Below are 24,572 nucleotides of genomic sequence, written 5' to 3'. Positions count from 1 at the left end.
CAGGGGGCACCGTGTTGCGTACGAAGAACATCGCGGCCGTGCTGGCCGGCCTCCTGCTCGCGGCTCTCGCCGCCGGCTGCGGCAAGGAGGGGAGCCCGCCGGTCAAGGGCCCGCGGGCGGACCAACTCCCGCGGTACACCGTGGACACCGGCTTCGAACTGCCCGGCTCGCCCACCTGGCGCAAGGCCCACCGCCGGGGTTATCTCGTCGTCGGGGCGAAGGAGGACCAGCCCTACCTCGGTGAGAAGGACCCGGCCAGCGGTGTCTACTCCGGCTTCGACATCGAGATCGCCCGCATGATGGCCGCCTCCCTCGGCTTCGAGCCTAAGACGATCCGCTTCCGTACGATCGCCTCCGCCAACCGTGAGACGGCTCTGCAGAACGGCCAGATCGACTACTACGTCGGCACCTACACCATCAACGACATGCGCAAGAAGCTGGTCGGCTTCGCCGGGCCCTACTACATGGCGGGTCAGGGGCTCCTCGTCCGCACCGACGAGAACGACATCCACGGACCGCAGGACCTGGCCGGCAAGACCGTCTGCTCGGCCGCCGGGTCCACGCCCTACCAGCGCATCGCCGCCGACTACCCGAAGGCGAAGCTGGTCGCCTACGACACGTACTCGATCTGTGTCGACAACCTGCTCACCTTCCAGGTCGACGCCGTCACCACGGACGACGCCATCCTGCTCGGCTTCGCCGCCAAGGCCCCGGACGAGATGAAGGTCGTCGGCAAGCCCTTCTCCCAGGAGCCGTACGGCATCGGCGTCCCGCGCGGCGACAACGCCCTGCGCCTCGCGCTCGACGACGCCCTGGAGGAGAACGAGAGGAACGGCAACTGGAAGAAGGCCTTCGAGGCGACCCTGGGCCTGTCCGGGGTGCCCGCACCGAAACCCCCGCCCATCGACCGCTACCCGGCGAACTGAGGGGCCGGCCACCACCATGGACGTACTGACAGACAACTTCTCGCTCTACGGCAAGGGCTTCCTCGGCACCCTCGAACTCACCGTCTACGCCTCGGTCCTGGCGCTTCTGCTGGGCTTCGTCATGGCCTCCTTCCGGGTCGCGCCCGTCGGAGCCCTGCGTGTCATCGGCACGGTCTGGGTCACGGTGCTCCGCAACACCCCGCTGACCCTGCTGTTCTTCGCCGTCCTGCTCGGGCTGCCGCGCTTCGGACTGGTGCTGCCCTTCCAGCTCTTCGCCGTCATCGCACTCGGCTGCTACACCTCGGCGTTCATCTGCGAGGCCCTGCGCGCCGGTATCAACACCGTGCCCACCGGGCAGGGCGAGGCCGCCCGCAGCCTGGGGATGACCTTCGGACAGACACTCGGGAACGTCGTGCTGCCGCAGGCCTTCCGCTCGGTGATCCCGCCGGTCGGATCGACGCTCATCGCCCTGGCCAAGAACTCCGCGATCGCCGGGGCCTTCAGCGTCACCGAACTCCTCGGCACCTACAAGACGCTCAACGAACTCGGATACAGCATCATCTGGTCCTTCATCTGGATCGCCGTCGGTTACCTGATCATCACTCTGGCCATCAGCGCGCTCTTCACCTTCATGGAGAAGCGCTGGGGAGTCGCCCGATGACCCACTCCGCCCCGTCCGCCACCGCGCTCTACGACATCCCGGGCCCGGCCACCCGCAAACGGCACCTCGCCTACGGCGTCGCCTCGACGGCCGTGATCCTCGCCCTGATCGCCTGGCTCCTGTACCTGCTCTTCGACACCGGCCAGTTCACCGCCCAGAAGTGGAACCCCTTCACCTACAAGGGAATCCAGGAACTGCTGCTGCGCGGCCTGGGCAACACCCTCAAGGCCTTCGCGTACGCGGCGGTGCTCTCCCTCGCGCTCGGTGCCGTGCTCGCCGTCGGGCGGCTCTCCGTGCACCGGCCGGTGCGCTGGGTCTCGACCCTTCTCGTCGAGTTCTTCCGGGCCATGCCCGTACTGGTGATGATCTTCTTCATCTTCGTCGCGCTGAAGGTCCAGCCGCTGCCCGCCCTGGTCGCGGGACTGACGCTCTACAACGGCTCGGTGCTCGCCGAGGTGTTCCGCACCGGCATCAACTCGGTGGAACGGGGCCAGCGCGAGGCCGCCTACGCGCTGGGCATGCGCAAGACCCAGGTCACCACCCACGTCCTCGCCCCGCAGGCGGTACGCGCCATGCTGCCCACCATCATCAGCCAGCTGGTGGTCGCGCTCAAGGACACCTCGCTGGGCTACCTGATCACCTACGAGGAGTTCCTCCACGCGGGCAAGCTGATCGCCTCCAACCTCGACTACGACCTGCCGTTCATCCCGGTGGTCATGGTGATCTCGCCCATCTACATCGGCATGTGCATGCTGCTCTCGTGGTTCGCCACCTGGATGGCCAGGAGGCAGCGGCGCAACCCGAAGGCGGAAGCGGCGGCCGTCACGGCGGCCGGCCCGGGAACACTCATGCCGGGCGGCCCCCGGTAGCGGCCGCGGCGGGTCCGCCCGGCGGCAGCCGGTGATCACTCCCGCGCGGGACGCCGCGGAACCGGGCAGGACCCGGGACCGCGGACGGCGGGGGAGAAGGTCAGCTGCACGCCGGGCGGAACCCGCCCGGCCGCCCGGACACGCCGGCCCGCCCAGGACCCGGGCCTGAGCCGGCGCGGGGCCCGGCCGTAGAATCCCCCTGCGGAGAGCGGCGTACGACCGTTCCCGCGGGGGGAGTTGACATGCGTTACGCAGACGGCCCGGCCCTGCACCGCGAGGTCCGCATCGCGGCGGACGCCGCCCGGGTCTGGGAGACCGTGGCCGACATCGAGGCCATGGCGAAGTGGAGCCCCGAACTGGCACGGGTGGAGTGGCGCGGCGGTGCCACCGGCCCGGCCGAGGGGGCCAGTTACGTGGGGCACAACGAGCACCCCACCATCGGGCAGTGGCGCACCGTCGCCCATTTCACCGAGGCCGTACCGGGTAAGACGCTCACCTGGTGCGTCCTGGACGCGGACGGCCGGTACGGCGAGGCGAACGAGGACCCGGGCCGGTCCATGGCCACCTGGTCCTTCACCCTGACCGAGGACACCGACGGCGTACTGCTGCGGCAGACGGTCACCCTGGGACCCGGCCGCTCCGGGCTCACCGCCTACATCGAGAAGGCTCCCGAGCAGGAGGAGGCGATCATCGAGTTCCGCTTCGGTGAGCTCGCCAAGGGGATGGACGCCACCCTCCAGGGCATCAAGGAGGCCGCGGAACAGCGGGAGGGCTGAGAACGAACGGCCGGCGGCCGGGCGGCGCGGGCGCGGTACGCCGCCGCCCGGCCGCGTACCCGCACGTCCCGCGCGGACTCAGCCGGTCGCCCGGTGGGAAGTGCGCGGTGCGGCGGGGAGCGGAGCCTGGGCGGCGCGTGTCACATCACCGATCACTTCCACCACATCCGGGCCGTACGACTGCGAGTTGACCACCTTCAGCAGCAGTACGAAGGAGTTGTTGCGGTGCTTGCGCGCCAGCTTCTCGTGGTGGCGCGCGAGATAACGGGACGCCGCCTGGTTGGTGATGGCGCGCTGACCGCAGAACAGGAAGACCGGACGCCCTTCCTGATTACCCGTCAGTCTGGCCAGCAGGGCGTGCTCCGAGACCCCGGGTTCCAGCCGGTACCGCTCCGTACCCACCTGGAACGCGGCGCGGTCGGGCCCCGGCTCCGGACTCGTGTCGATCTTCACGCCGGGCAGCAGGGTCGACAGGTGCGCGGCCATCCGCCGGTTGGAGCCCGGACCGCCGACGCAGAACTCCGTGTGTTCGCCGAAACCCTGCTGCGCGGTGTCGTGGGAGAGGATCCGTGGGTTCGCCGAGCAGTCCTTGACCAGCGCGGACAGTTCGAGCAGTGCGAAGACGTCGTGGCGGTGGACCGCGCCGTCGGTGCCGGGGTCGCGATTGACGACGAGCAGGCACTCGGAGTTCCCCGGCAGCCCGAAGAACGCCTGTTTGCGGCGGAGCTTGCGGCGCCAGAGGTAGCTGCGGGCGAGCCACCCCAGGCAGGCGCTGATCCCCGCCGCTATGACGCCCAGCACGATGTTGCGTACGTCGTCGGTCATGGCCGGGCATATTAGCGGTCCTTCGCGCTGGTGTCCGAGGCGGTCCTGACGATCCGGGTGTGACGGCGTTACCCTGCGCGGACGGATACTCACTGGAGGTACGGATGCGTCGTTCCGCCGCCCGGAATGTGTCGTTGTTGAGCATCATCGCCGTCGTGGGCACGCTCGGTGCGGCGGCTCCGCAAGCCCCCGTACCACCCGGGCCGCCCGCAGCGGCCCCCAAGTCGCCGGTGGCGGTGGGGTACGGGGGAGCCGTCGCCAGCGTCGACGCGGACGCGTCGGCGGCCGGCGTCGAGGTCCTCCGCAAGGGCGGCAACGCCGTCGACGCCGCGGTCGCCACGGCCGCCGCGCTCGGCGTCACCGAGCCCTACTCGGCGGGAATCGGCGGCGGAGGCTACTTCGTCCACTACGACGCCAGGACCCGCACCGTCCGGACCATCGACGGCCGGGAGACCGCGCCGCGCAGTGCGGACTCCTCGCTCTTCCTGGAGGACGGGAAACCGATCCCGTTCGCGGACGCCGTGACCAGCGGTCTCGGTGTCGGCACCCCCGGCACCCCCGCCACCTGGCAGAAGGCGCTCGACGCGTGGGGCAGCAAGCCGCTCGGCCAGCTGCTGAAACCCGCCGAACGGCTCGCCCGCGAGGGATTCGTGGTCGACGAGACCTTCCGCTCGCAGACGGCGGGCAACGAGGCGCGCTTCGCGGACTTCCCCGCGTCGGCCGAACTCTTCCTGCCCGGCGGCGAACTCCCGGTGGTCGGCTCGGTGATGAAGAACCCCGACCTGGCCCGTACGTACGAGATCCTGGGCCGCAAGGGGATCGCCGAGCTCTACCGGGGCGAACTGGCGAAGGACATCGTCGACACCGTCCGCAAGCCCCCCGTCGACCCGGACGCCACCCGCGTGGTGCGCCCCGGCGATCTCACCACCGGCGACCTGAAGTCCTACCGCGCCCTGCACCAGGCCCCCATCGTGACCCGGTACCGGGGGCTCGGCGTCTACGGCATGGCCCCGTCCTCCTCGGGCGGTACGAGCGTGGCCGAGGCGCTCAACATCCTGGAGAGGACAGACCTTTCGAAGGCGAGCGAGACGCGGTATCTGCACCGGCTCATCGAGGCGAGCCGGATCGCCTTCGCCGACCGGGGCCGCTGGGTGGGCGACCCGGCCTTCGAGGACGTACCGACGAAGGAACTGCTCAGCCAGCGGTTCGCGGACGCGCGCGGCTGCCTGGTCAAGGACGACGCCGTCCTCACCAGCCCGCTCGCCCCCGGCGACCCGCGTGACCCCGCCCGCTGCTCCACCGGCGGCACGGCCGCGCCGACGACGTACGAAGGGGAGAACACCACCCACCTGACCATCGCGGACAAGTGGGGCAACGTCGTCGCCTACACCCTGACCATCGAGCAGACCGGCGGCAGCGGCATCACGGTGCCCGGCCGTGGCTTCCTGCTCAACAACGAGCTGACCGACTTCTCCTTCGCCCCGGCGAATCCGGCGGTCCACGACCCGAACCTGCCCGGTCCCGGCAAGCGACCCCGGTCCTCGATCTCACCGACCATCGTGCTGGACCGCCATGACGAGCCCGTGGTGGCCCTCGGCTCGCCCGGCGGCGCGACCATCATCACCACCGTGCTCCAGTCGCTGACCGGACACCTGGACCGGGGCCTGCCGCTCGTCGAGGCGATCGCCGCACCGCGCGCCAGCCAGCGCAACGCGGCGGCCACCGAGATCGAACCGGCGCTGTGGAACAGCCCGGTACGCGAGCGGCTGGAGGCGATCGGCCACGTCTTCAAGCAGAACCCGGAGATCGGTGCGGCGACCGGCGTACAGCGGCTGCCCGACGGGCGCTGGCTCGCCGCCGCCGAGAAGGAACGGCGGGGCGGGGGCTCGGCGATGGTGGTGAGGCCGGCCGGACGCCGCTGAGCCCACGGTGCGGCGGGCGCCCTCGGCCGGACGGAGGTACGGCGAAGCGGCGCCCGCCGTACCTCCGTCCGGCCGCGCTGCCTCGCGTGCCGCCCAGTCCGGTTCCCGCGGCGCCCCGGCCGTGGCTGCCGCCCGTACGGCCGTGAGCGCCCGCGCGGCGCCCCGGCCGGCTGTGGACGCCGTAGGGGCGGACGTGCCCGTCCCGACCCGTGTCGCGCCAATTATTATACCGATCCGACTGGTATTAGAATGACGGCATGGTACGGACGCCCCTGACACCCGAAGAGCGCCGGCGCGGCGAACGGCTCGGCGAGCTGCTGCGCGAGGCGCGCGGTCCGCGCAGCATGGTCGCGGTCGCCGCGAGCGCCGGCATCTCGGCCGAGACGCTTCGCAAGATCGAGACCGGCCGCGCCCCGACCCCCGCCTTCTTCACGGTCGCGGCGCTCGCCGGGGCCCTCGGTCTCACCATGGACGGTCTGCTCGCCCGTTGCGCGGCCGAACCGGCCGGGTCCGCCGAACCGGCGGGGCCGCCGGTGACAGCCCTGCCGCTCACCGCGTAGCGGCCGGTAGGGTCGGCGCTTGTGACCCTCCAGGACTTCGCCCGCAGCGAGTACGTCAGCCTGACCACCTACCGGAAGGACGGCACTCCCGTCGCCACGCCCGTCTGGGCCGCCGCCGACGGCGAGACGCTCTACGTCTGGACCCGGTCCGATTCCTGGAAGGTGAAGCGGCTGCGCAACGACAGCCGGGTCCGGGTCACCGTGTGCGACGTCCGCGGCCGGATCGCGGAGGGAGCGCCGAGCGCCGAGGGCACCGCGCGGCTGCTCGACGAGGCCGGTACGGCGGCGGTGCGTAAGATGCTGGCCCGTAAATACACCTGGAAGTACTGGCTGGTGGACATTCCCGCGATGATCGTGCGACTCGGCAAGCGGCCTCACACCGGCATCGCCGTCACCTTCTGACCGTCACTTCCCGACCGTCGCCTTCCGTCCGTCATTTCCCGACTGTCGCCTTCCGTCCGTCACCTTCCGGACGGACCCGGCCGCCGCCGCCCGCCGGGGCGGCCCCGCTGCTGCCCCCGCGACCGGACGGGCCGGGGTGTGCGCGAGTCGCCTCGCCCTCTTCGCCCCACACCCGAAAAGCGCGCGTAGCCCGCCCGTAACAGCCCTGCGGTCGAATTCCTGCGGGCCGGAAGGTTCTGGCGGAGCGGCCGGCGAGGGCGACGGTGACAGTGGATCGGTATGCGGTGGAAGTACGGACGTTCGCGCGGTACCTGCGCGGCCTGGCCGCTCTGCTCGACGCGCGGCAGGGCTGGTACGGCGTGTTCGTCACACGCGACCCGGAGGGCATGCGCGCCTGCTTCGAGGGTGTGGAGCTGCCGCCCTGGGACGTGGTCGAATCCCTTCTCCAGGACCTCGCCGGCCTGCGGGGGGACGGGTTCGCGGCGCGGGAACCGGCGCGCGCCGCCGCCCTGTACACGGCGGCCGTCACCGCGTACGACCGGCGTCCGGGCGGACGTACGGCCCTCGGGGTCCGGCTGGAACTGATGCTCCGCGAACGGGAGGCCGCCGCTCACCGGCTGCGGGCCGCCGGCGCCCGGGAAGCGGCACACGGCCCCGACGGGCCGGAGGCGGTGGCCTGGGCCCGGGACGACCACGCCCGCGCCACGGCCCGCTGCGCCGAGATCCGCCGTCGGCTGACCGCGCTGGGAAGCCCGATGCCGGCTCCCGCCTCCGCCACGGGAACCGCTCCCGCCTCCGTTGAGGGGCCTACCCCTTCGCCTGGTTCCGCCGCCGCGCCGGCCGGTGCCGGTCCCGGGGCCGGCACCGCTTCGAGGCGTACGCGGGGGAGGCCGCGGGGAGCCCGGTTCGCCGGTCTCGATCTCGAGGACGAGACGTCCACGTCCCCCGCCTCCTCGTCCCTGCCCGTCATGCCCCTCACCCCGTCCGCGGCGCCCGCTTTGCGCGGTGCCCGTTTCGGCGCCGCCCCCGCGCGGGAGGCCGGGCCCGCCCCGCGTACCACCGATCCCGGCCCCGCGGCCGTCCGTGCTGCGGAACAGGCCGTCGGCCTGCTCCTGCGACTGCGCGCCGAAGGCCGCGGCGGTGAGGCGCACGCGGTGCTCTGCGAGATGGCGCGCAGGCCCGCCGTACACCTGCCGGTGTGCGTGTCGGCACTGCACCGGGCGGGACTGGCCGCGGACCGGGCGACGCTGCTGTGGGAGGTCTCCTCGCTCCCGCCGGCCGCTCTCGCCGCCGCGGCCGGGGCCCTGGCCGCGGCCGGACGTGACGACGACTGGCGGCAGGTGCTCCGGCAGGGCGTCGCGCGGCCGGCGGCCGAGGTCGCCGACGCGGTGGCCGCCCTCGACGAGGCCGGTCCGGGCCCCCAGGCGCAGGTGCTGCTGGGCGCGTTCGTCCGCGTACGGACGCCCCAGGACGTGGCGCGCGTCGCCCAGGGGCGTCCGCGGCACCTGGTGACCCGGCTCCTGGCCGCCGCACGCGAGGTGTCGGCGGCCCGGGAGCGGGACCTGGCCCACGCCCTGCGGGCGGCGGGCATCGCGGTCCCGTAGGGAACGCCCGCGAGCAGGGCCTTTGGCCGTCGCCGCGGTCCCGGTGCGGCGTCGCTCCGCGGGGCGGTCCTCCCAGGGCGGCGCGACCGGTGGGCCGGTCCAGCGTGTGAGGTGATGCGCGGACGATGGGGGCCGGTGCGACGGGCCACCGTGTGGGGCGATCCGTGTGGCGGGCGTGGGGAGCGCGAACGGCGCACTGCGCGCAGTGATGGCCTCCCCTTCCATTCACGCGCGCCACGGCGTACGCGGCGGAGCCTTTCGGGAGCACTCAGCCGAACCTGCATACACACTACTCATACTAATTAACTCACACTGACGATAAGAGCCTTTCCTTATTCCTTTGCGGGGCCGATGCCGTTTCAATGGGCATCGGGCGGCGAACGGCCCGGTATGCCGTTCCGGATTCTGTGGGCCACCCGGAGGTTGAAGTCCGGGAAAACGGAAAAAGAAGGAACAGAACCGACGTGACGGGGGTCTCGGTCCTGTATCCGGCCGGTGGTGCTGGACCTGGTGTCCGGAAGCGGCCTATGCGTGAGCGGCCCCCGCCACAGGAAGATGCCGCATCTGCGGTGGCTCTGTCGATCCAGGCAGACGCTGCCGTCTTCTTCCTTCCTAGTCGCAGTGCACATGGGGGTGTCAGGTATGGACAGGGGTGAACGATTCGCCGAAGGCGAAATCCCATCAGGTCTACCCGCGGTCCACGGAAAGCGGTCCGCGGGAAATGCCCTGACCTCCGTGCTGTGTGTGGCCGCCTACCCCTTCCTTTTGCTGGCGGTGGTCGCGGTGGGTGCGGCAGCGCTGTCGCTGAACTGGGACCCGGCCTGGGTCAGTCCGATCTTCCTGATCGGAACCCTCACTTATCTGGCCGCCCTGGAACGGCTGATCCCTTACGACCGGGAATGGCACCCCGAGCTCGACGAGTGGCGTTGGTACGGCGTCTATTTCTTCCTCACCATGGCCGGAAGCGCGATGGCGCAACTGCTGGTCACCTCCGCGGTCGGCTGGATATCGCCCCCGGAACCGGAGCACCAGCTGTGGGCCGAGATCCCCGCGGCCCTCCTCGTCGGGTCGCTGGTGAGCTACCTGGTGCACCGGCTGAGCCACAACAACGCGGTGCTGTGGCGGCTGCACGGCGTGCACCACGTTCCGCAGAAGGTCAACGTCGCCAACAACGGCGTCAACCACGTCCTGGACATCATGCTGGCCCAGGGACTCGTCCAGCTCGCCCTCGCCCTGGTCGGTTTCTCCCGGCCGGCACTGCTGGTGGTGGGGCTGTTCGTCGCGGCCCAGGGCTATTTCGTCCACGCCAACATCGATGTGCGCATCGGCCGGCTCAACCACCTGCTCGTCAGCCCCGAGCAGCACCGTCTGCACCACAGCACCGACCTGTCCGAAGCGGGCCACTACGGCTCCGACCTGTCCTGCTGGGACCACTTCTTCGGCAGCTTCACCTGGCGGCCGGGCCGCGAACCCGCCTCGGTCGGACTCGGTGACCCCGCGTCCTTCCCCGGTACCGGCGAGTTCGTCGCCTCCCTCCTGCATCCCTGGCAGCGCAGGCCGGACAGCGGGCGGGTACCGAACTGACCGACGGGCCGGCCGCTCTCCGGCCCCCGGTCCCGCCCGGCTCCCTCCCCCGCCCGGCACCAGGTGCGGACACGGCTGTCCGCGTCCGCACCCGTTCACCCGCATCCCCTCCCGCACCCGACCCCGGTCCGGCCACCGCAGCCGTCACCGGTACCCGCAGCCGTCACCCGCACCCGCCGCCGCGACCGTCCCCTGGCGCCCCGCCATGACTTGATGAGGAGTTCGACATGACCGACGCGCTCAATCACCCGTCAAGGAACAAGGTGGCCATCATCGGCATAGGCTGCCGGATGCCGGGCGGGGCGTCGGACCATCGGACCTTCTGGCGGAACCTGGCCGCCGGCAAGGACTGCATCACACCCACCCCGCCCGACCGGTACGACGTCACCACCCTCGGCAGCCGGTACCGGGACAAGCCCGGCCGCCTGATCGGGGGCCGCGGCGGGTACATCGACGGATTCGACGAGTTCGACCCCGCGTTCTTCGGGATCAGCCCGCGTGAGGCGGACCATATGGACCCGCAGCAGCGCAAACTGCTGGAGGTCGCCTGGGACGCACTCGAGGACGGGGGGCAGCGGCCGGCCGAGCTGGCGGGCAGCGATGTCGCCGTGTACGTCGGCGCGTTCACCCTGGACTACAAGATCCTCCAGTTCTCCGACCTGGGCTTCACCTCGCTGGCTCCGCACACCGCGACCGGAACCATGATGACCATGGTGTCGAACCGGATCTCGCACTGCTTCGACTTCCGGGGCCCCAGCCTCTCGATCGACACCGCGTGCAGTTCCTCGCTGGTCGCCGTGCACCTCGCGTGCCAGGCACTCCTCAGGGGCGAGAGCGGCCTCGCTCTGGCCGGCGGCACACTGCTCCACCTGGCCCCGCAGTACACCATCGCCGAGACGAAGGGCGGCTTCCTGTCGCCCGAAGGCCGTTCCCGCACCTTCGACGCCGCCGCCGACGGTTACGTACGGGCCGAAGGCGTCGGCCTGGTCGCGCTGAAGCGGCTGGAGGACGCCGTCAGGGACGGCGACCGCGTCCACGCGGTGATCATCGGCAGCGGTGTCAACCAGGACGGGCGCACCAACGGCATCACCGTGCCCAACGCCGAGGCCCAGGTCTCCCTCATCCGGCAGGTCTGTGCCGAGGCGGGGATCTCGCCCGGCGAACTCCAGTACATGGAGGCCCACGGGACCTCGACGCCGGTCGGCGACCCCATCGAGGCCAACGCGCTGGCGCGTGCGCTGGCCGACGGGCGGGCCCCCGGCTCACGCTGCTACGTCGGCTCGGTGAAGACCAACATCGGACACACCGAGTCCGCCGCCGGGATCGCGGGACTGATCAAGGCGGCCCTGAGCCTCGAACACCGCCTCATCCCCCCGCACATCAACCTGGAACACCTCAACCCGGCCATCGACGCGGCGGCGCTGCCGTACGAGATCCCCACCCGGCTCACCCCGTGGCCCGAACACGAAGGCCCCGCCCGCGCCGGGGTGAACTCCTTCGGGTTCGGCGGCACCAACGCCCACGTCCTGCTGGAGGAAGCCCCGACGGTCCCGGCCGGCACGGGCAGCGGCACCGGGAGCACCGCGCGGTCCGGCGGACGCCGCTGGAGCATCCTCCCGCTCAGCGCCCGGCACCCGGAAGCGCTCCTGGAAAGGGCGGACGCCATCCGGGAGGAACTCGCCGAAGACGCCGGCCGCCCCGCTGTCCCCCTGCCCGACCTGGGCCACACCCTGGCCCACCGCCGCCAGCACCACGCCGAGCGGCTGTCCGTCGTCTACACCTCGCGCGCCTCCCTCGACGAGGCCCTGGCCGCCTACGGCCGGGGCGAGCCGCACCCCAGGGCCGTCCAGGACCGCCTGCGGGCCGCCGACGAACGCCGGCTGGTCTGGGTCTTCACCGGGATGGGACCCCAGTGGTGGGGGATGGGGCGCCAACTGCTGCGCGAGGACGAGGTGTTCCGCGACGCGGTCACCCGGTGCGACCGCGCCCTGCGGGACATCACGGGCTGGTCCCTCCTCGCGGAGATGTCCGCGGAGGAGTCCGCCTCCCGGATGGGCGAGACCTGGCTGGCCCAGCCCGCCAACTTCGCCCTGCAGACCGGCCTGGCCGCCATGTGGCGCGAGTACGGCGTGACCCCGGACGCCGTGGTCGGGCACAGCACCGGAGAGGTCGCCGCCTTCCACGAGGCGGGGGTCTACACCCTTGAGGAGGCCGTGCGCGTCGTGGCCCACCGCAGCCGGCTCCAGCACACCCTGGCCGGGACGGGGACCATGCTCGCGGTGAGCCTCACCGAGGACGAGGCCGAACGCCGCGTGCGCCCCTACCGGGACCGGGTGTCGGTCGCCGCGGTCAACAGCCCCACGTCGGTCACCCTCGCCGGGGAGGAGCCGGCGCTGGCCCTGCTGGCCGAGGAACTGCGGGCCGAGCAGCTCTTCGCCAAGTTCCTGACGGTACGGGTCCCTTACCACAGCGTCGGCATGGAGCGCATCAAGGACGAACTGCTCTCCTCCCTCGCGGACCTGGCGCCCCGCCGGGCACGGATACCGCTGTACCTGACGGGCCGTGAGGGAACCGCGGACGGACGTGAGCTCGACGCCGCGTACTGGTGGCAGAACGTGCGCGACCGGGTGCGGTTCCGGGCGGCGGTCGACCGGCTGGCCGACGACGGACACCGGGTGTTCCTGGAGATCGGCCCGCATCCCGTGCTCGGGCACTCGATCCGTGAGTGCCTCGACGCACGGGGCGCGAGCGGACTGACCCTCCCCTCCATCCGCCGGCAGGAGGACGAGAGCGAGCGGTTCGCCGTCTCACTGGCCTCGCTGCACAACCTGGGCACCGGAGTCGACTGGGACACGCTCCAGCCCGCCGGCCGCCCGGTCACCCTGCCCCGCTACCCCTTCCGCCGCGACCGCCACTGGACGGAGCCGCACCCCGTCGCCCAGGTCCGGCTCGGTGCCACCGACCATCCGCTCCTCGGGCGCCGCACCGGCCACACCGAACCGTCCTGGCAGGTCCGCCTGGACACCGAGACCCTGCCCTACCTCGCCGACCACCGCATCCAGGACACCGTGGTGTTCCCCGCCGCCGGATACCTCGAGATGGCGGCTCAGGCCGTCCTGCGCGTCACCGGCGGGAAGCGGGTCGTCCTCGCCGACATCGAACTGCGCAAGGCCCTCTTCCTGCCCGAGGGGGAGGACAGGCCCGTGCGGCTGTCCCTCTCCATGGAGGACGCCGCCTTCACCGTCGCGTCCGAGGCCGGTGCCGACGGGGAGGCCGCCGTGCACGTCCGGGGGGTGGTCCGCAGCGGCCAGCGCCGCACCGACGGTCCGCCGCTCGACGCCACCGCGATCCGCGCACGCACCGTCCGGCATCTCGACGGCCCCGCCTGCTACACCGCGCTGGCCGCCCTCGGATACCAGTACGGCCCCGCCTTCCAGGCCATCGAAGAGGTGTGGGTCGGCCCCACCGAAGTACTCGCGCGGATCCGGCCGCCCCGGGCCATCGGCGACGACGCCGCCCGCCACCACCTGCACCCCGCCCTGCTCGACGCCTGCTTCCAGGCCGTACTGACCCCGCAGCTCCTCCAGGCTCAGACGGCACCGGCCACCGGTATCAAGCTCCCGCTCTCACTCGACGAGATCGCCCTGGAGCCGGTCGGCGACCAGCCGCTCTGGGTGCACGCCACCGTGACCACCGACGCCGACGCCACCGCGCCGGGGACCGACGACGCCACCGCGCCCCGCACCGCACCGGGGACCGCCGGAGCCGGGGACACCACGCTCGGGGACATCACCCTGTACGCCGACGACGGCACTCCGCTGGGCGGCATCCGCGGATTCCGGGCGACGGACGTGGAACGGGCCGCGACCGCCGTGGCCCGGACCACCATCGACTCCTGGCTCGCCGAGACGGTCTGGACCGACGTCTCCGGCCCGTCCCCGCAGGACGGCGGCGCGGACCTCATGGCCGCGGCCCGGGAGCACGGCTGGCTGGTCCTCGCCGACGCCGGAGGAGTCGCCGACGCCTTCGCGGCCCTCGCGGCGGCCCGCGGTGAACACTGCCACCTGGTACGCCCCGGCGGCGCCCGTTCCGAGGCGGACGGCACCCGAACCGTCGACCCCGGTTCCGAGGCCGACCTGAGCCGGGTCCTCGCAGACCTCGACCGCCTCACGGGCCGGCCCTTCCGCGGAGCCGTCCTGCACCTCTGGAACCTCGACGCGCCGTCCCTCGACGGGTGCGGCACGGACGCCCTCACCGGCCACACCGGTCCGGGCAGCTACTCCCTGACCGTGCTCGCCCGGGTCCTGCTCGCCCGGGGGACCGGCGGCAGCCTGCACATCGTGACCCGAGGGGCCCAGGCCGTGGTGCCCGGCGAGGACGTCGAACCCCTCGGAGCCCCCGCCTGGGGCGTCGGCCGGGTGCTGCGGCACCAGGAACTCATGGGCCACCCGGGCAAACTGATCGACCTCGACCCTCATCGGCGACCGGGACCGGCCGGGGCCCGCGCGGACGCCGAGGCCCTGCTGCGCGAGGCGCTCCTCGACGACGAGGAGGAGATCGCCCTGCGGGCCGGCCGCCGGCTCACCAGCCGGCTCCGCCCCGCTCAGGGACTGACCCGCCCCCTGCCCCTCAGGCTCCGGGCCGACGGCGGCTACCTGGTGACCGGAGCGTTCGGCGCGCTCGGCCGGCTGCTGTGCCGCACCCTCGTCCGGCGCGGCGCCCGCAGGCTCGTCCTGGTGGGGCGTACCCCCGTGCCGGCCCGTGAGAAGTGGACAGGCACCGATCCGGCCACCCCGGAAGGCCGGGCCGTGGCCCTCGTCAGGGAGCTGGAGGCGCTGGGCGCGCAGGTCGTCCTCGCCCCCCTCGACATCACCGACGAGAGCGCCCTGACCAGCTGGCTCGACACCTACCGCCGCACCGGGCCGCCCCTGCGCGGGGTGTTCCACCTGGCGGGCCAGGTCCGCGACACACTGGTCGCCGATCTGGACCGGTCCACCTTCGACGCCGTCCACGACCCGAAGACGATCGGTGCCCACCTCCTGCACCGGCACCTGCGCGACGAGCCCCTCGACCACTTCGTGCTCTTCGCCTCGATCGCCTCGCTGCTGACCACGGCCGGACAGACCAACTACGCGGCCGGCAACGCCTTCCTGGACGCACTCGCCCACCACCGCCGCGCCCGGGGGCTGCCCGCACTGAGCCTGGACTGGGGTCCCTGGGCCACCGGAATGATCGAGGAGCTCGGACTCGTCGGCCACTACCTGCACAGCCGCGGGATGAGTTCACTCGCCCCCGACGCGGGAATGAGCGTCCTGGAACGCGTCATAGGCCAGGACCACGCGCAACTCGTCGTGGCGACCGTCGTGGACTGGCCGGTCTTCCTGGCCTGGTACCAGGCCCCGCCGCCCCTGGTCGCGGAGCTGGCGGCCGCGGCCGCGCCCCCGGCGGACGCCGGATCGGGCAACGCCTTCCTCGACGTCTTCACGGCCGCCGGCGAGACGGACCGCCGGGCCCTGGTGACAGAACGGTTCGCCGCGCTGTGCGCCTCGGTGCTCCGTACCGGTACGGACCGCATCGACCCGGCCACCGGACTCGGGGGCCTCGGCCTCGACTCGCTCCTCGCGATGGAGCTCCGCGCCCGGATCCACGCCGAGCTCGGCGTGGCCATGCCCGTGGTCGCCCTGCTGAGCGGTACCCCCGCCGGTGAACTGGCCGCACAGCTCCACGACGGCCTCACGGCACTGGCCGAGGCCGGGGGCGCGAGCGGCACGGACCGGACCGTCGAGGTGTACGACGACGAGCGGCAGTACCCGCTGACCCAGAACCAGAAGGCGCTCTGGTTCCTGAAGCACCTCAACCCCGACGGATACGCCTACAACATCGGCGGGGCCGTCGAGGTGACCGTCGCCCTCGACCCGGACCTGATGTTCGGGGCCGTACGCGAGCTCATCGCCCGGCACCCGGCGCTGCGCACCAACTTCCTCCTTCAGGACGGCCACGCGGTGCAGCGCGTCTCCCCGGGGACGGAGCCCGACCTGGCGCTCTTCGACGTCCAGGGACAGGACTGGGAGAGCATCCACCGGACGATCGTCGCCGAGTACCGCAAGCCCTACGACCTCGCCCGCGACCCACTGGTCCGCTTCCGTCTCTTCAAGCGCGGACCCGACCGCTGGATCATCATGAAGGCCGTCCACCACATCGTCTCCGACGCCATCTCCACCTTCACCTTCATCGATGAACTCTTCGCGGTGTACGAGGCGCTCCGGCAGGGCCGGAAGCCGCAGCTCCCGCCGGTGGCGTCCCGCTACCTCGACTTCCTCAACCAGCAGAACCGGTTCCTGGCCGGCGCCGACGCGGCGCGGATGCTGGACTACTGGCGCGGACATCTGCCGGCCGAGGTGCCCCTGCTGGACCTGCCCACCGACAAGCCGCGCCCGGCCGTCCAGACCCACAACGGCGCCTCCGCGTTCTTCGAACTCGACACCGCTCTCAGCGCCCGGGTCCACGTCCTGGCCCTCGCCCACCACGTCACCCCGTTCATGGTGCTGCTGAGCGCGTACTACCTGCTGCTGCACCGCTACTCCGGCCAGGAGCACATCGTCGTCGGCAGTCCCGTGACCGGGCGCACCCATCAGGACTTCGCCTCCGTCTACGGCTACTTCGTCAACCCGCTCCCGCTGCACGCCGACCTCACGGAGGACCCGAGCGTCGCCGGACTGCTGGAACAGGTCCGTACGACGGTGCTCGGCGGGCTCGACAACCAGGAGTACCCCTTCGTCCTGCTGGTCGAGGAACTCGGCCTCCAGCACGACCCCAGCCGCTCAGCGGTGTTCCAGGCGATGTTCATCCTGCTCACCCACAAGGTCGCCACCGAGCAGTACGGATACCGCCTCAAGTACATCGAACTCCCCGAGGAGGAAGGCCAGTTCGACCTGACGCTGTCCGCCTACGAGGACGAGGCCGAGCACCGGTTCCACTGCGTCCTCAAGTACAACACCGACCTCTTCCTGCCCGAGACGGTCCGGCGGATGGCCTCCCACTACACCCGGCTGCTCGACGCGATGACCCGGGCGCCGGGCGAGACGGCCGTGTCGCGGCTGGGGATGCTCGGCGAAGACGAACGTGAGCAGCTGATCGCGGAGTGGAGCCGCCCCGACGCCCCGCTCACCACCGCCCCTCCCGCCCCGGTCCCGCTCGCCCCCAGGACCTCCGAATCCCCCGAGGCCCCCGAATCCCCCGGGACCCCCGGGTCCCCCGAATCCTCCGGGACCCCCGAATCCTCCGAGTCCGTCCTGACCGGCGCCCCTGGGGCCTCCGCCGCCGGAGAAGGGGCTCGTGGGGCGGGGTTCCTGCCGGTCCACGCACGGATCGGCAGGGTCGCCGCGTCCCGGCCCGACGCTGTGGCCGTCACGGCGCCGGCCCCGGGCGGCGGCGCGCGGAGGATGACCTACGCCGAGCTGGAACGCCGGGCCACGGCCGGGGCTCACCGGCTGCGGGCCCTCGGACTCACCACGGGCTCGGTCGTCGCCGTACGCATGGACAAGACACCGGAGCTGGTCGTCACCCTGCTCGCCGTGCTCAAGGCGGGCGGCGCCTACCTCCCCGTCCAGCCCGACCAGCCCGCGGACCGGCTCGCACAGCTCCTGCGGACCACCGGTGCCGAGCTCGTCGTCACCGACGGCCCGTCGGCGACGGACACCGGTGTGCCGGGCGTCCGGACGGTCACCGCCGGTGAACTCCAGACGCCCGGACCGGCCCCGGACGCCGGGGCGGCGAGCCGGGAACCGGTGGACCCGGACGCCCCCGCCTACGTCATCACCACCTCGGGGTCCACCGGCCGCCCGAAGGCGGTCGAGGTGTCCCACGGCAACCTCGCCTCGGCGTACGCCTCCTGGCAGGAGGTCTACCGCCTGGAACAGGACGTCCGGGTCCACCTCCAGATGGCCGGACCGGCGTTCGACGTGTTCACCGGCGACCTGGTCCGCGCCCTGTGCTCCGGGGGAAATCTCGTCCTGGTCGACCGCGACCTCCTCTTCGACACCCCGCGGCTCTACCGGACGATGCGGCAGGAGCGCGTCGACTGCGCCGAGTTCGTGCCCGCCGTGGTGCGCGGACTGATGGACCACTGCACCAGGGAGGGGCTGCGGCTGGACTTCCTGCGGCTGCTGGTCGTCGGCTCGGACGCCTGGAGCGTGGGGGAGTACCGCCGCCTGGGCGAGCTGTGCGGCCCGGCCACCCGTCTCGTCAACTCCTACGGCCTCACCGAGGCGACCATCGACAGCGCCTGCTTCGAAGGCCCCACCGACGACCTGGAACCCGGCCGGATGGTCCCGATCGGCCGCCCCCTGCCCAACAGCACCCTGCACATCCTGGACGCCCACGGCGAACCCGTCCCGCCCGGTGTCCCGGGCGAGCTGTGGATCGGAGGCGACGGTGTGGCGTCCGGATACGCCGGAGACCCGGAACAGACCCGGCACCGCTTCGTCACCCGGACCCTGAGCCGTGAGCCCGGTGCCCGGCCGGAACGGCTCTACCGCACCGGTGACCTCGCACGCTGGGACGCCCAGGGCCGGGCGCACCTGCTGGGCCGCACCGACGGCCAGGTGAAACTGCGCGGCCACCGCGTCGAGACCGGCGAGATCGAAGCGCAGCTGGAGCGGTGGCCCGCGCTCGACCGGGCCGTGGTCACCCTCCGTACCGACGGCCGGGGGGAGGCGGCGCTCTGCGCCTACTGCGTACCGGCACCGGGCGCCGCACCGGATCCACGGGCGCTGCGCCGCCACCTGGCCGCCTCCCTGCCCTCCTACATGATCCCGGCGCACTTCGTCGTCGTCCCCGCGCTGCCGCTGACGGCCAACGGCAAGGTCGACCTCGCCGCCCTGCCCGCACCGGAGACCGGCGCGGAACAGCGTCCCCACGAAGCGCCGGTGACGGTCTACGAGACGGGGGTCGCCCGGCACTGGCAGGCACTGCTGGGCGTGGAACAGGCAGGACTGGAGGACGACTTCTTCGAACTCGGCGGCAGCTCGATCAAACTCATCGAACTCATCCACCACCTGCGCACGGAATTCGGCGTCACCGTCCCCGTCAGCCGGCTGTACCGCACCACCACCCTGCACGGCATGGCCGCGGCCGTGCAGGAGGTGCTCCACGGCACGGCGGCCGAGGAGCTTCCCTTCCTCACCTTCAACGACGGGCGCTCACCGCTCCTCTTCGCCTTCCCGCCCGCCGGCGGCCACGGACTCGTCTACCGCGGCCTCGCCGATCACCTCCCGGAGTACACCGTCATCGGCTTCAACTACCTGCCCGGGGACGACAAGGTGGCCCGCTACGCCGACCTCGTCGAAACCGTCCGGCCCGAAGGCCCCTGCCTGCTCCTCGGCTACTCCCTCGGCGGCAACCTCGCCTTCGAGACCGCCAAGGAACTCGAACGCCGGGGCCGCCGGGTGGCCCACGTCGTCGTCCTGGACTCCCGCCGCATCCTGGAGAGCTACGAGCCGGGCGACGAGGGCATCCGGGTCTTCGAGGCGGAGCTCGGGGAACACCTGCGCAAGCACACCGGATCCGACGTCGTCGCGAGCGAGACGCTCGCCCACGCGGCGGAGTACCTGGCCTTCTGCGGGCGCACCCCCAACACCGGAAGGACCGCCGCAGCCGTCAGCGTCATCACCGACGAGGAGAAGGCGGCCCTCTACGCCCCCGGAGAGCAGGGCACCTGGCACGGCAGTTCCGTCCAGGACACGCTCGTGCTGCGCGGTTCCGGCCGGCACGCGGACATGCTCGACCCCAAGCACCTCGTCCGCAACGCCGACCTGGTGCGCGCCGTGCTGACAGGAGGCACGGCGACCCATGAAGCCTGAGACCGACGCCACGGCCGGAACCGGCACCACGACCGGCACCGACACCACCACCACAGCCACCGGGTCCGAGAGCGACTGGACCCGCCCCGAACGCAGCCCCGGCACGCCGCCCCGCGTCATCGTCATCGGCGCGGGTGTGGCGGGCCTCTCCACCGGCTGCTACGCCCAGATGAGCGGGGCCAGGACCCGGATCTTCGAGAAGCACGTCCTGCCCGGGGGCTGCTGCACCGCCTGGTCGCGCGACGGCTACATCTTCGACTACTGCATCGAGTGGCTGATCGGCACCGCCCCCGGCAACAACGCCCACCAGGTGTGGCGCGAGCTGGGCGCCTTCGACGGCAAGACGATGACCAACTTCGACGTGTTCAACAAGGTCGAGGACGAACACGGCCGCACGGTGTCGTTCTACAACGACCCGGACCGGCTGGAGGCCCACCTGCTGGAGATCTCCCCCCTGGACACGGCACCCATCCGGGCGTTCACCCGGGACCTGCGGCGGTTCACCCGCATCGAGCTGTACCCGTTCCTGACCGCACCGGACCTGCGTACCGTCCGGGAGAAGGCGGCGATGCTGCGGACGGTACTGCCGGCCTTCCGGCTGTTCTGGCGCACCGCGGCGACCCCGATGCACACCTTCGCCGACACGTTCCAGGACCCCCTGCTGCGCCGGGCCTTCCGCAACATCTTCTTCCAGGATCCGGAAGGGTTCCCGCTCCTGCCGTACCTGTTCAACATGGCCGCCGCCCACCACCACAACGCCGGCTTCCCCCAAGGGGGATCGCTCGGCCTCGCCCGGTCCGTCGAGGAGCGCTACCGGAAGCTGGGCGGCACCCTCACCTACCGGGCGCGCGCCGAAAAGGTCCTCGTCGAGAACGGACGCGCGATCGGCATCGAACTCCGCAACGGAAAGCGGTACTTCGCCGAACACGTCGTCTCCGCCTGTGACGGCCGCACCACACTCCACGGCCTGCTGGGCGGCCGGTACACCAGCCCCCGCATCGAGAAGCTCTACTCCGACCTGCTGCACCGCCCCGGCACCCTGTTCCCCGCGGTCGTCTCCGTCTTCGCCGGGATCCGCGGGCCCTTCGGCCCCGACGAGGCCCACAGCACCACCCATCTGCTGTCCGCCCAGGACGCCGCCCGGCTCCCCGGCGCCCTCCAGAACAGCATCGTCGTGCAGGTGCGCTCCCGGTACTCCGACGGATTCGCGCCGCCCGGCCACTCGGTCGTGCACTGCACCTACTTCAGCGACTTCGCGTACTGGAAGGAGCTCCGCTCCCGCGACCGCAAGGAGTACCGGGCCCGGAAACGCGAGGCCGCCGACTTCGTACGCGCCTTCCTCGAACGCCGGATGCCCGGGCTCGCGGACCGTACGGAGGTGGTCGAGGTGGCGACTCCGGCCACGACGCACCGCTACACCGGCAACCACGACGGTTCGATCCTCGCCTGGAAGGCTTTCTCCGACGCCGACGACGTCGCGGCCCGGCTGGTCGGCAAGGACCGGATGCGGCTGCCCGGACTCAGCGGTTTCTCCATGGCCGGCCAGTGGGTCGGCATGGGGGGCCTGATCCGCGCCGCGTCCACCGGGCGCTTCGCCGCCCAGTACCTCTGCCAGGAGCTCGGTCTCACCTTCCGGGCATGGGAGAGCGACGGTGCCGAACCCTGGCACCCCGGCAAGCTGGGGCGCCTGCCCCAGCTCGACCGATGGTCCGCACGGGAGGAGACCGGCTCATGATCCACCGGAAGAGCGGGCCCCAGCCCGCCGCGGGCCGCCCCAGAGAGACGATGATCATCATCGGAGCCGGCCTCGGAGGACTCTCCACCGGCTGCTACGCCCAGATGAACGGCTACCGCACCCGGATCCTGGAGATGCACGAACTGCCCGGCGGCTGCTGCACCGCGTGGGACCGCGGCGACTTCACCCTGGACCCCTGCGTCAGCTGGCTCCTCGGCAGTGGCCCCGGCAACGAGATGCACCGGATCTGGCTCGAACTGGGCGCTCTCCAGGGCAAGGAAGTACGCCACTTCGACGTGTTCAACATCGTCCGCGGCCAGGACGGCCGGGCCGTCCACTTCTACTCCGACCCGGACCGGCTGGAGGAGCACCTGATCCGGATCTCACCGGCCGACGCCCGCACGGTGAGGAAGTTCTGCGCCCAGCTGCGTTCCTTCCGCAAGGCACTGGCGGTCTACCCCTTCCTCAAACCGGTCGGCCTGATGAGCCGCACGGAACGCTGGCGGATGCTGGCCTCCTTCCTCCCCTACGCCAACACCGTGCGGGCGACCATCGGTGTCCTGATGGCCGACTACTCGGCACGCTTCAAGGACCCGCTGCTGCGCGAGGCGTTCAACTTCATCCTCTACGAGAAGCACCCGGCGTTCCCGGTGCTGCCCTTCCACTTCCAGCTCGCCTCGCACGCCAACCTCTCGGCGGGGGTCCCCGAAGGGGGCTCGCTGGGGCTCGCCCGGTCGATCGAGAACCGCTATCTGCGCCTCGGCGGTGAGGTCTCGTACAACACCAAGGTCGAGACGATCCTCGTGGAGGACGACCGGGCGGTCGGTGTGCGGCTCAGCGACGGGCGCGAGGTGCGCGCCGACATCGTGGTGTCGGCCTGCGACGGACACACCACCATGACGAAGTTCCTCCAGGGCCGCTACCTCGACGACACCTACCGCCGCCTGTACACCCGGACCATCCACGAACCCGGCATGGTCTTCCCCGGCTACTTCACCCTCTTCCTCGGCCTGTCCCGCCCCTTTCCCGAGGGCGACCCCTGCACGACGTACCTCCTCGACGACGCCACCGCCGCGGAACTCACCGGCCTGCGCCATCCCAGCATCAACGTCCAGTTCCGCAGCCGGCACTACCCCGAGCTCTCCCCGGACGGCACCACCGTCGTCTACGTCACCTACTTCTGCGACATCGCCCCGTGGCGGGAGCTGGACGAGGGCCCGGAGCAGGTGACCCGGGTCCGCGGCGGCGAGGAGCTCCACACGCTCCCCGTGCGGCACGGACGCGGCTACTACGCCGCCAAGCGGCGGGCGCGCGAGGCCCTGGTGGACTTCCTGGAGCGGCGTTTCCCCGGCATCCGGGACGCGATCGTCGTCCGCGACGTCTCCAGCCCGCTCACCCAGGTCCGCTACACCGGCAACTACGACGGGACGGTCCTCGGCTGGCAGCCGTTCGTGGAGAGCGGGGAGACGCTGGAGGAACTCGTCAAGAAACACGGCCCGGGCCTGCCCGGCCTGCGGGACTTCTACCAGTCCGGCGTCTGGGCCACCACCGGCGGGCTGATCCGGGCGGCAGCCGCCGGGCGGCACGTCATGCAGTTCGTCTGCCGCGACGACGGCAGACCCTTCACCGCGTCGGTGGACCGCACCGCACCCCCGCCGACCCATCGCGTCATCCCCGTACACACCCGGCCCGGCCCCCTTCTGCCGGCCGCTCTCCACGAGACCGGCACCCGGGTCCCGGAACAGACAGAGAGGACCGGCGAGAAGCCATGAAGACCGAGAAATGGGTGGTCCGCGAACACATCGAGGGTGTGCCCGACGTGCACCGGATCTACGAGAAGGTCGTCGAGGACCTGGACGTCGGCCTGGCACCCGACGAGATGCTCCTGCGCACCCTGTACATCTCGGTCGACCCCTACCTCCAGGGCATCGCCCTGGACACCCCGCTCGGCGGGCACATGGGGGCCGACTCGGTCATGGAGGTACTGGCGGCGGGCCCGCGCGCCGCGCACCGGCCCGGAGACCTGGTCCAGGGGTTCGGCGGGTGGCGCACCCATCTCGTCAGCACCGGAGAACCGGAGCTCTGGCAGACCGGCACCTTTCCCATGGTCTTCCCCGCCTACCGCAGGCTGGACCCGTCCCACTACGACGACGCCCTGCCCCTGGAGACCGCGCTCAGCGTGATGGGCGGCCCGGGGATGACGGCCTGGGGGACGCTGACCAAGTACCTGGCCGTCAGGCCCGGGGACACCGTCGTGATCAGCGGCGCCTCGGGTCCGGTGGGGACGCTGGCGGGCCAGCTCGCCTCCCTCGCGGGCGCCAGGGTCGTCGGCACCACCTCCTCCCGGCAGAAGGCGTCCTACCTCACCGGCCTCGGCTTCGACGAGGTCGTCGTCTACCGGCACGGGGACAGCCCCGAGGCCGTGCGGGAAGCCCTCGTCGAAGCCGCACCGGACGGTGTCGACCGGTACTTCGACAACCTGGGCGGCGCCGTCACCGACGCGGTCTTCTCCATGCTCAACGTCGGGAGCCGGGTCGCGGTGTGCTGGCAGTGGGCGACCCAGGTCGGCAACGAAGGCGTGGGGCCGAGACTCCTGCCCTACCTCATGTTCCCCCGCGCCACCGTCCGGGGGATCTTCTCCCTCGAATGGTTCACCGAATCCAACTGGGCCGCTCTGCACACGGAGTTGGGCGGACGTATCCGGAGCGGCGAGATCCTCTTCGACCACACGGTCCACCGCGGCTTCGACAGCGTCCCCACCGCCTACGACAGCCTGTACCGCGACCGGGAGGCCAGCCGCGGCAAGGTGCTCGTCGCCCTGTGACCCCCGCCGGCGCGTGCCCGCCCC

General features: G+C 71.8%; 14 protein-coding genes. 13 read left to right on the top strand and 1 reads right to left on the bottom strand.

The window, feature by feature from the left end; all coding sequences use genetic code 11:
* Positions 1-11 precede the first annotated feature (11 nt).
* From CP967_RS04440 to CP967_RS04425, 4 genes are all read left to right on the top strand, one after another.
* A complete protein-coding gene (locus tag CP967_RS04440) occupies positions 12-926 on the top strand; it encodes a glutamate ABC transporter substrate-binding protein (RefSeq protein ID WP_150486675.1) in 915 nt (304 codons plus the stop codon).
* A 16-nt stretch (positions 927-942) separates the two neighbouring features.
* The gene (locus CP967_RS04435) at positions 943-1,587 is read left to right on the top strand and encodes an amino acid ABC transporter permease (RefSeq protein ID WP_150486674.1); all 645 of its coding nucleotides are present in this window, start codon (positions 943-945) and stop codon (positions 1,585-1,587) included.
* Positions 1,584-2,456 carry an amino acid ABC transporter permease gene (locus CP967_RS04430; protein WP_150486673.1) on the top strand — a complete coding sequence of 291 codons (873 nt, stop codon included), beginning with the start codon at positions 1,584-1,586 and terminating at the stop codon, positions 2,454-2,456. The genes CP967_RS04435 and CP967_RS04430 overlap by 4 nt, the downstream gene beginning before the upstream one ends.
* 242 nt (positions 2,457-2,698) lie before the next feature.
* Positions 2,699-3,232 (top strand): SRPBCC family protein, encoded by a 534-nt coding sequence (locus tag CP967_RS04425; protein ID WP_150486672.1) that lies wholly within the window; start codon positions 2,699-2,701, stop codon positions 3,230-3,232.
* 78 nt (positions 3,233-3,310) lie between these two features.
* On the opposite strand, the gene CP967_RS04420 is transcribed toward CP967_RS04425, so the two are convergent.
* Entirely contained in the window at positions 3,311-4,057 is a 747-nt protein-coding gene (locus CP967_RS04420) for a hypothetical protein (protein WP_150486671.1), read from the bottom strand.
* 104 nt (positions 4,058-4,161) lie between these two features.
* On the opposite strand from CP967_RS04420, the gene ggt reads away from it, so the two are divergent.
* The 9 genes from ggt (at position 4,162) to CP967_RS04375 (ending at position 24,548) form a co-directional block, all read left to right on the top strand.
* Entirely contained in the window at positions 4,162-5,979 is a 1,818-nt protein-coding gene (ggt, locus tag CP967_RS04415) for a gamma-glutamyltransferase (protein ID WP_150486670.1), read from the top strand.
* Between the two features lie 257 nt (positions 5,980-6,236).
* A complete protein-coding gene (locus CP967_RS04410) occupies positions 6,237-6,539 on the top strand; it encodes a helix-turn-helix domain-containing protein (RefSeq protein ID WP_150486669.1) in 303 nt (100 codons plus the stop codon).
* A gap of 21 nt (positions 6,540-6,560) precedes the next feature.
* Positions 6,561-6,941 carry a PPOX class F420-dependent oxidoreductase gene (locus CP967_RS04405; protein ID WP_150486668.1) on the top strand — a complete coding sequence of 127 codons (381 nt, stop codon included), beginning with the start codon at positions 6,561-6,563 and terminating at the stop codon, positions 6,939-6,941.
* A 263-nt stretch (positions 6,942-7,204) separates the two neighbouring features.
* Positions 7,205-8,545, top strand: a complete 1,341-nt coding sequence (locus CP967_RS04400) for a hypothetical protein (RefSeq protein ID WP_190175089.1) — start codon at positions 7,205-7,207, stop codon at positions 8,543-8,545.
* A 642-nt stretch (positions 8,546-9,187) separates the two neighbouring features.
* The gene (locus tag CP967_RS04395) at positions 9,188-10,129 is read left to right on the top strand and encodes a sterol desaturase family protein (RefSeq protein ID WP_150486666.1); all 942 of its coding nucleotides are present in this window, start codon (positions 9,188-9,190) and stop codon (positions 10,127-10,129) included.
* Between the two features lie 227 nt (positions 10,130-10,356).
* The gene (locus tag CP967_RS04390) at positions 10,357-19,989 is read left to right on the top strand and encodes a non-ribosomal peptide synthetase/type I polyketide synthase (protein ID WP_150486665.1); all 9,633 of its coding nucleotides are present in this window, start codon (positions 10,357-10,359) and stop codon (positions 19,987-19,989) included.
* Positions 19,979-21,724, top strand: coding sequence for a phytoene desaturase family protein (locus CP967_RS04385; RefSeq protein ID WP_150486664.1), 1,746 nt, complete (start codon positions 19,979-19,981; stop codon positions 21,722-21,724). Before CP967_RS04390 ends, CP967_RS04385 begins: the two co-directional genes overlap by 11 nt.
* Positions 21,721-23,496 carry a phytoene desaturase family protein gene (locus CP967_RS04380; RefSeq protein WP_229888377.1) on the top strand — a complete coding sequence of 592 codons (1,776 nt, stop codon included), beginning with the start codon at positions 21,721-21,723 and terminating at the stop codon, positions 23,494-23,496. The genes CP967_RS04385 and CP967_RS04380 overlap by 4 nt, the downstream gene beginning before the upstream one ends.
* Positions 23,493-24,548 carry an MDR family NADP-dependent oxidoreductase gene (locus CP967_RS04375; protein WP_150486663.1) on the top strand — a complete coding sequence of 352 codons (1,056 nt, stop codon included), beginning with the start codon at positions 23,493-23,495 and terminating at the stop codon, positions 24,546-24,548. Before CP967_RS04380 ends, CP967_RS04375 begins: the two co-directional genes overlap by 4 nt.
* Positions 24,549-24,572: the final 24 nt, after the last annotated feature.

The organism is Streptomyces nitrosporeus (genome assembly GCF_008704555.1).
Lineage (GTDB): Bacteria > Actinomycetota > Actinomycetes > Streptomycetales > Streptomycetaceae > Streptomyces > Streptomyces nitrosporeus.
The sequence above is the reverse complement of the archived record's forward strand: the minus strand, read 5'-3'. Positions and strand labels throughout refer to the sequence as shown.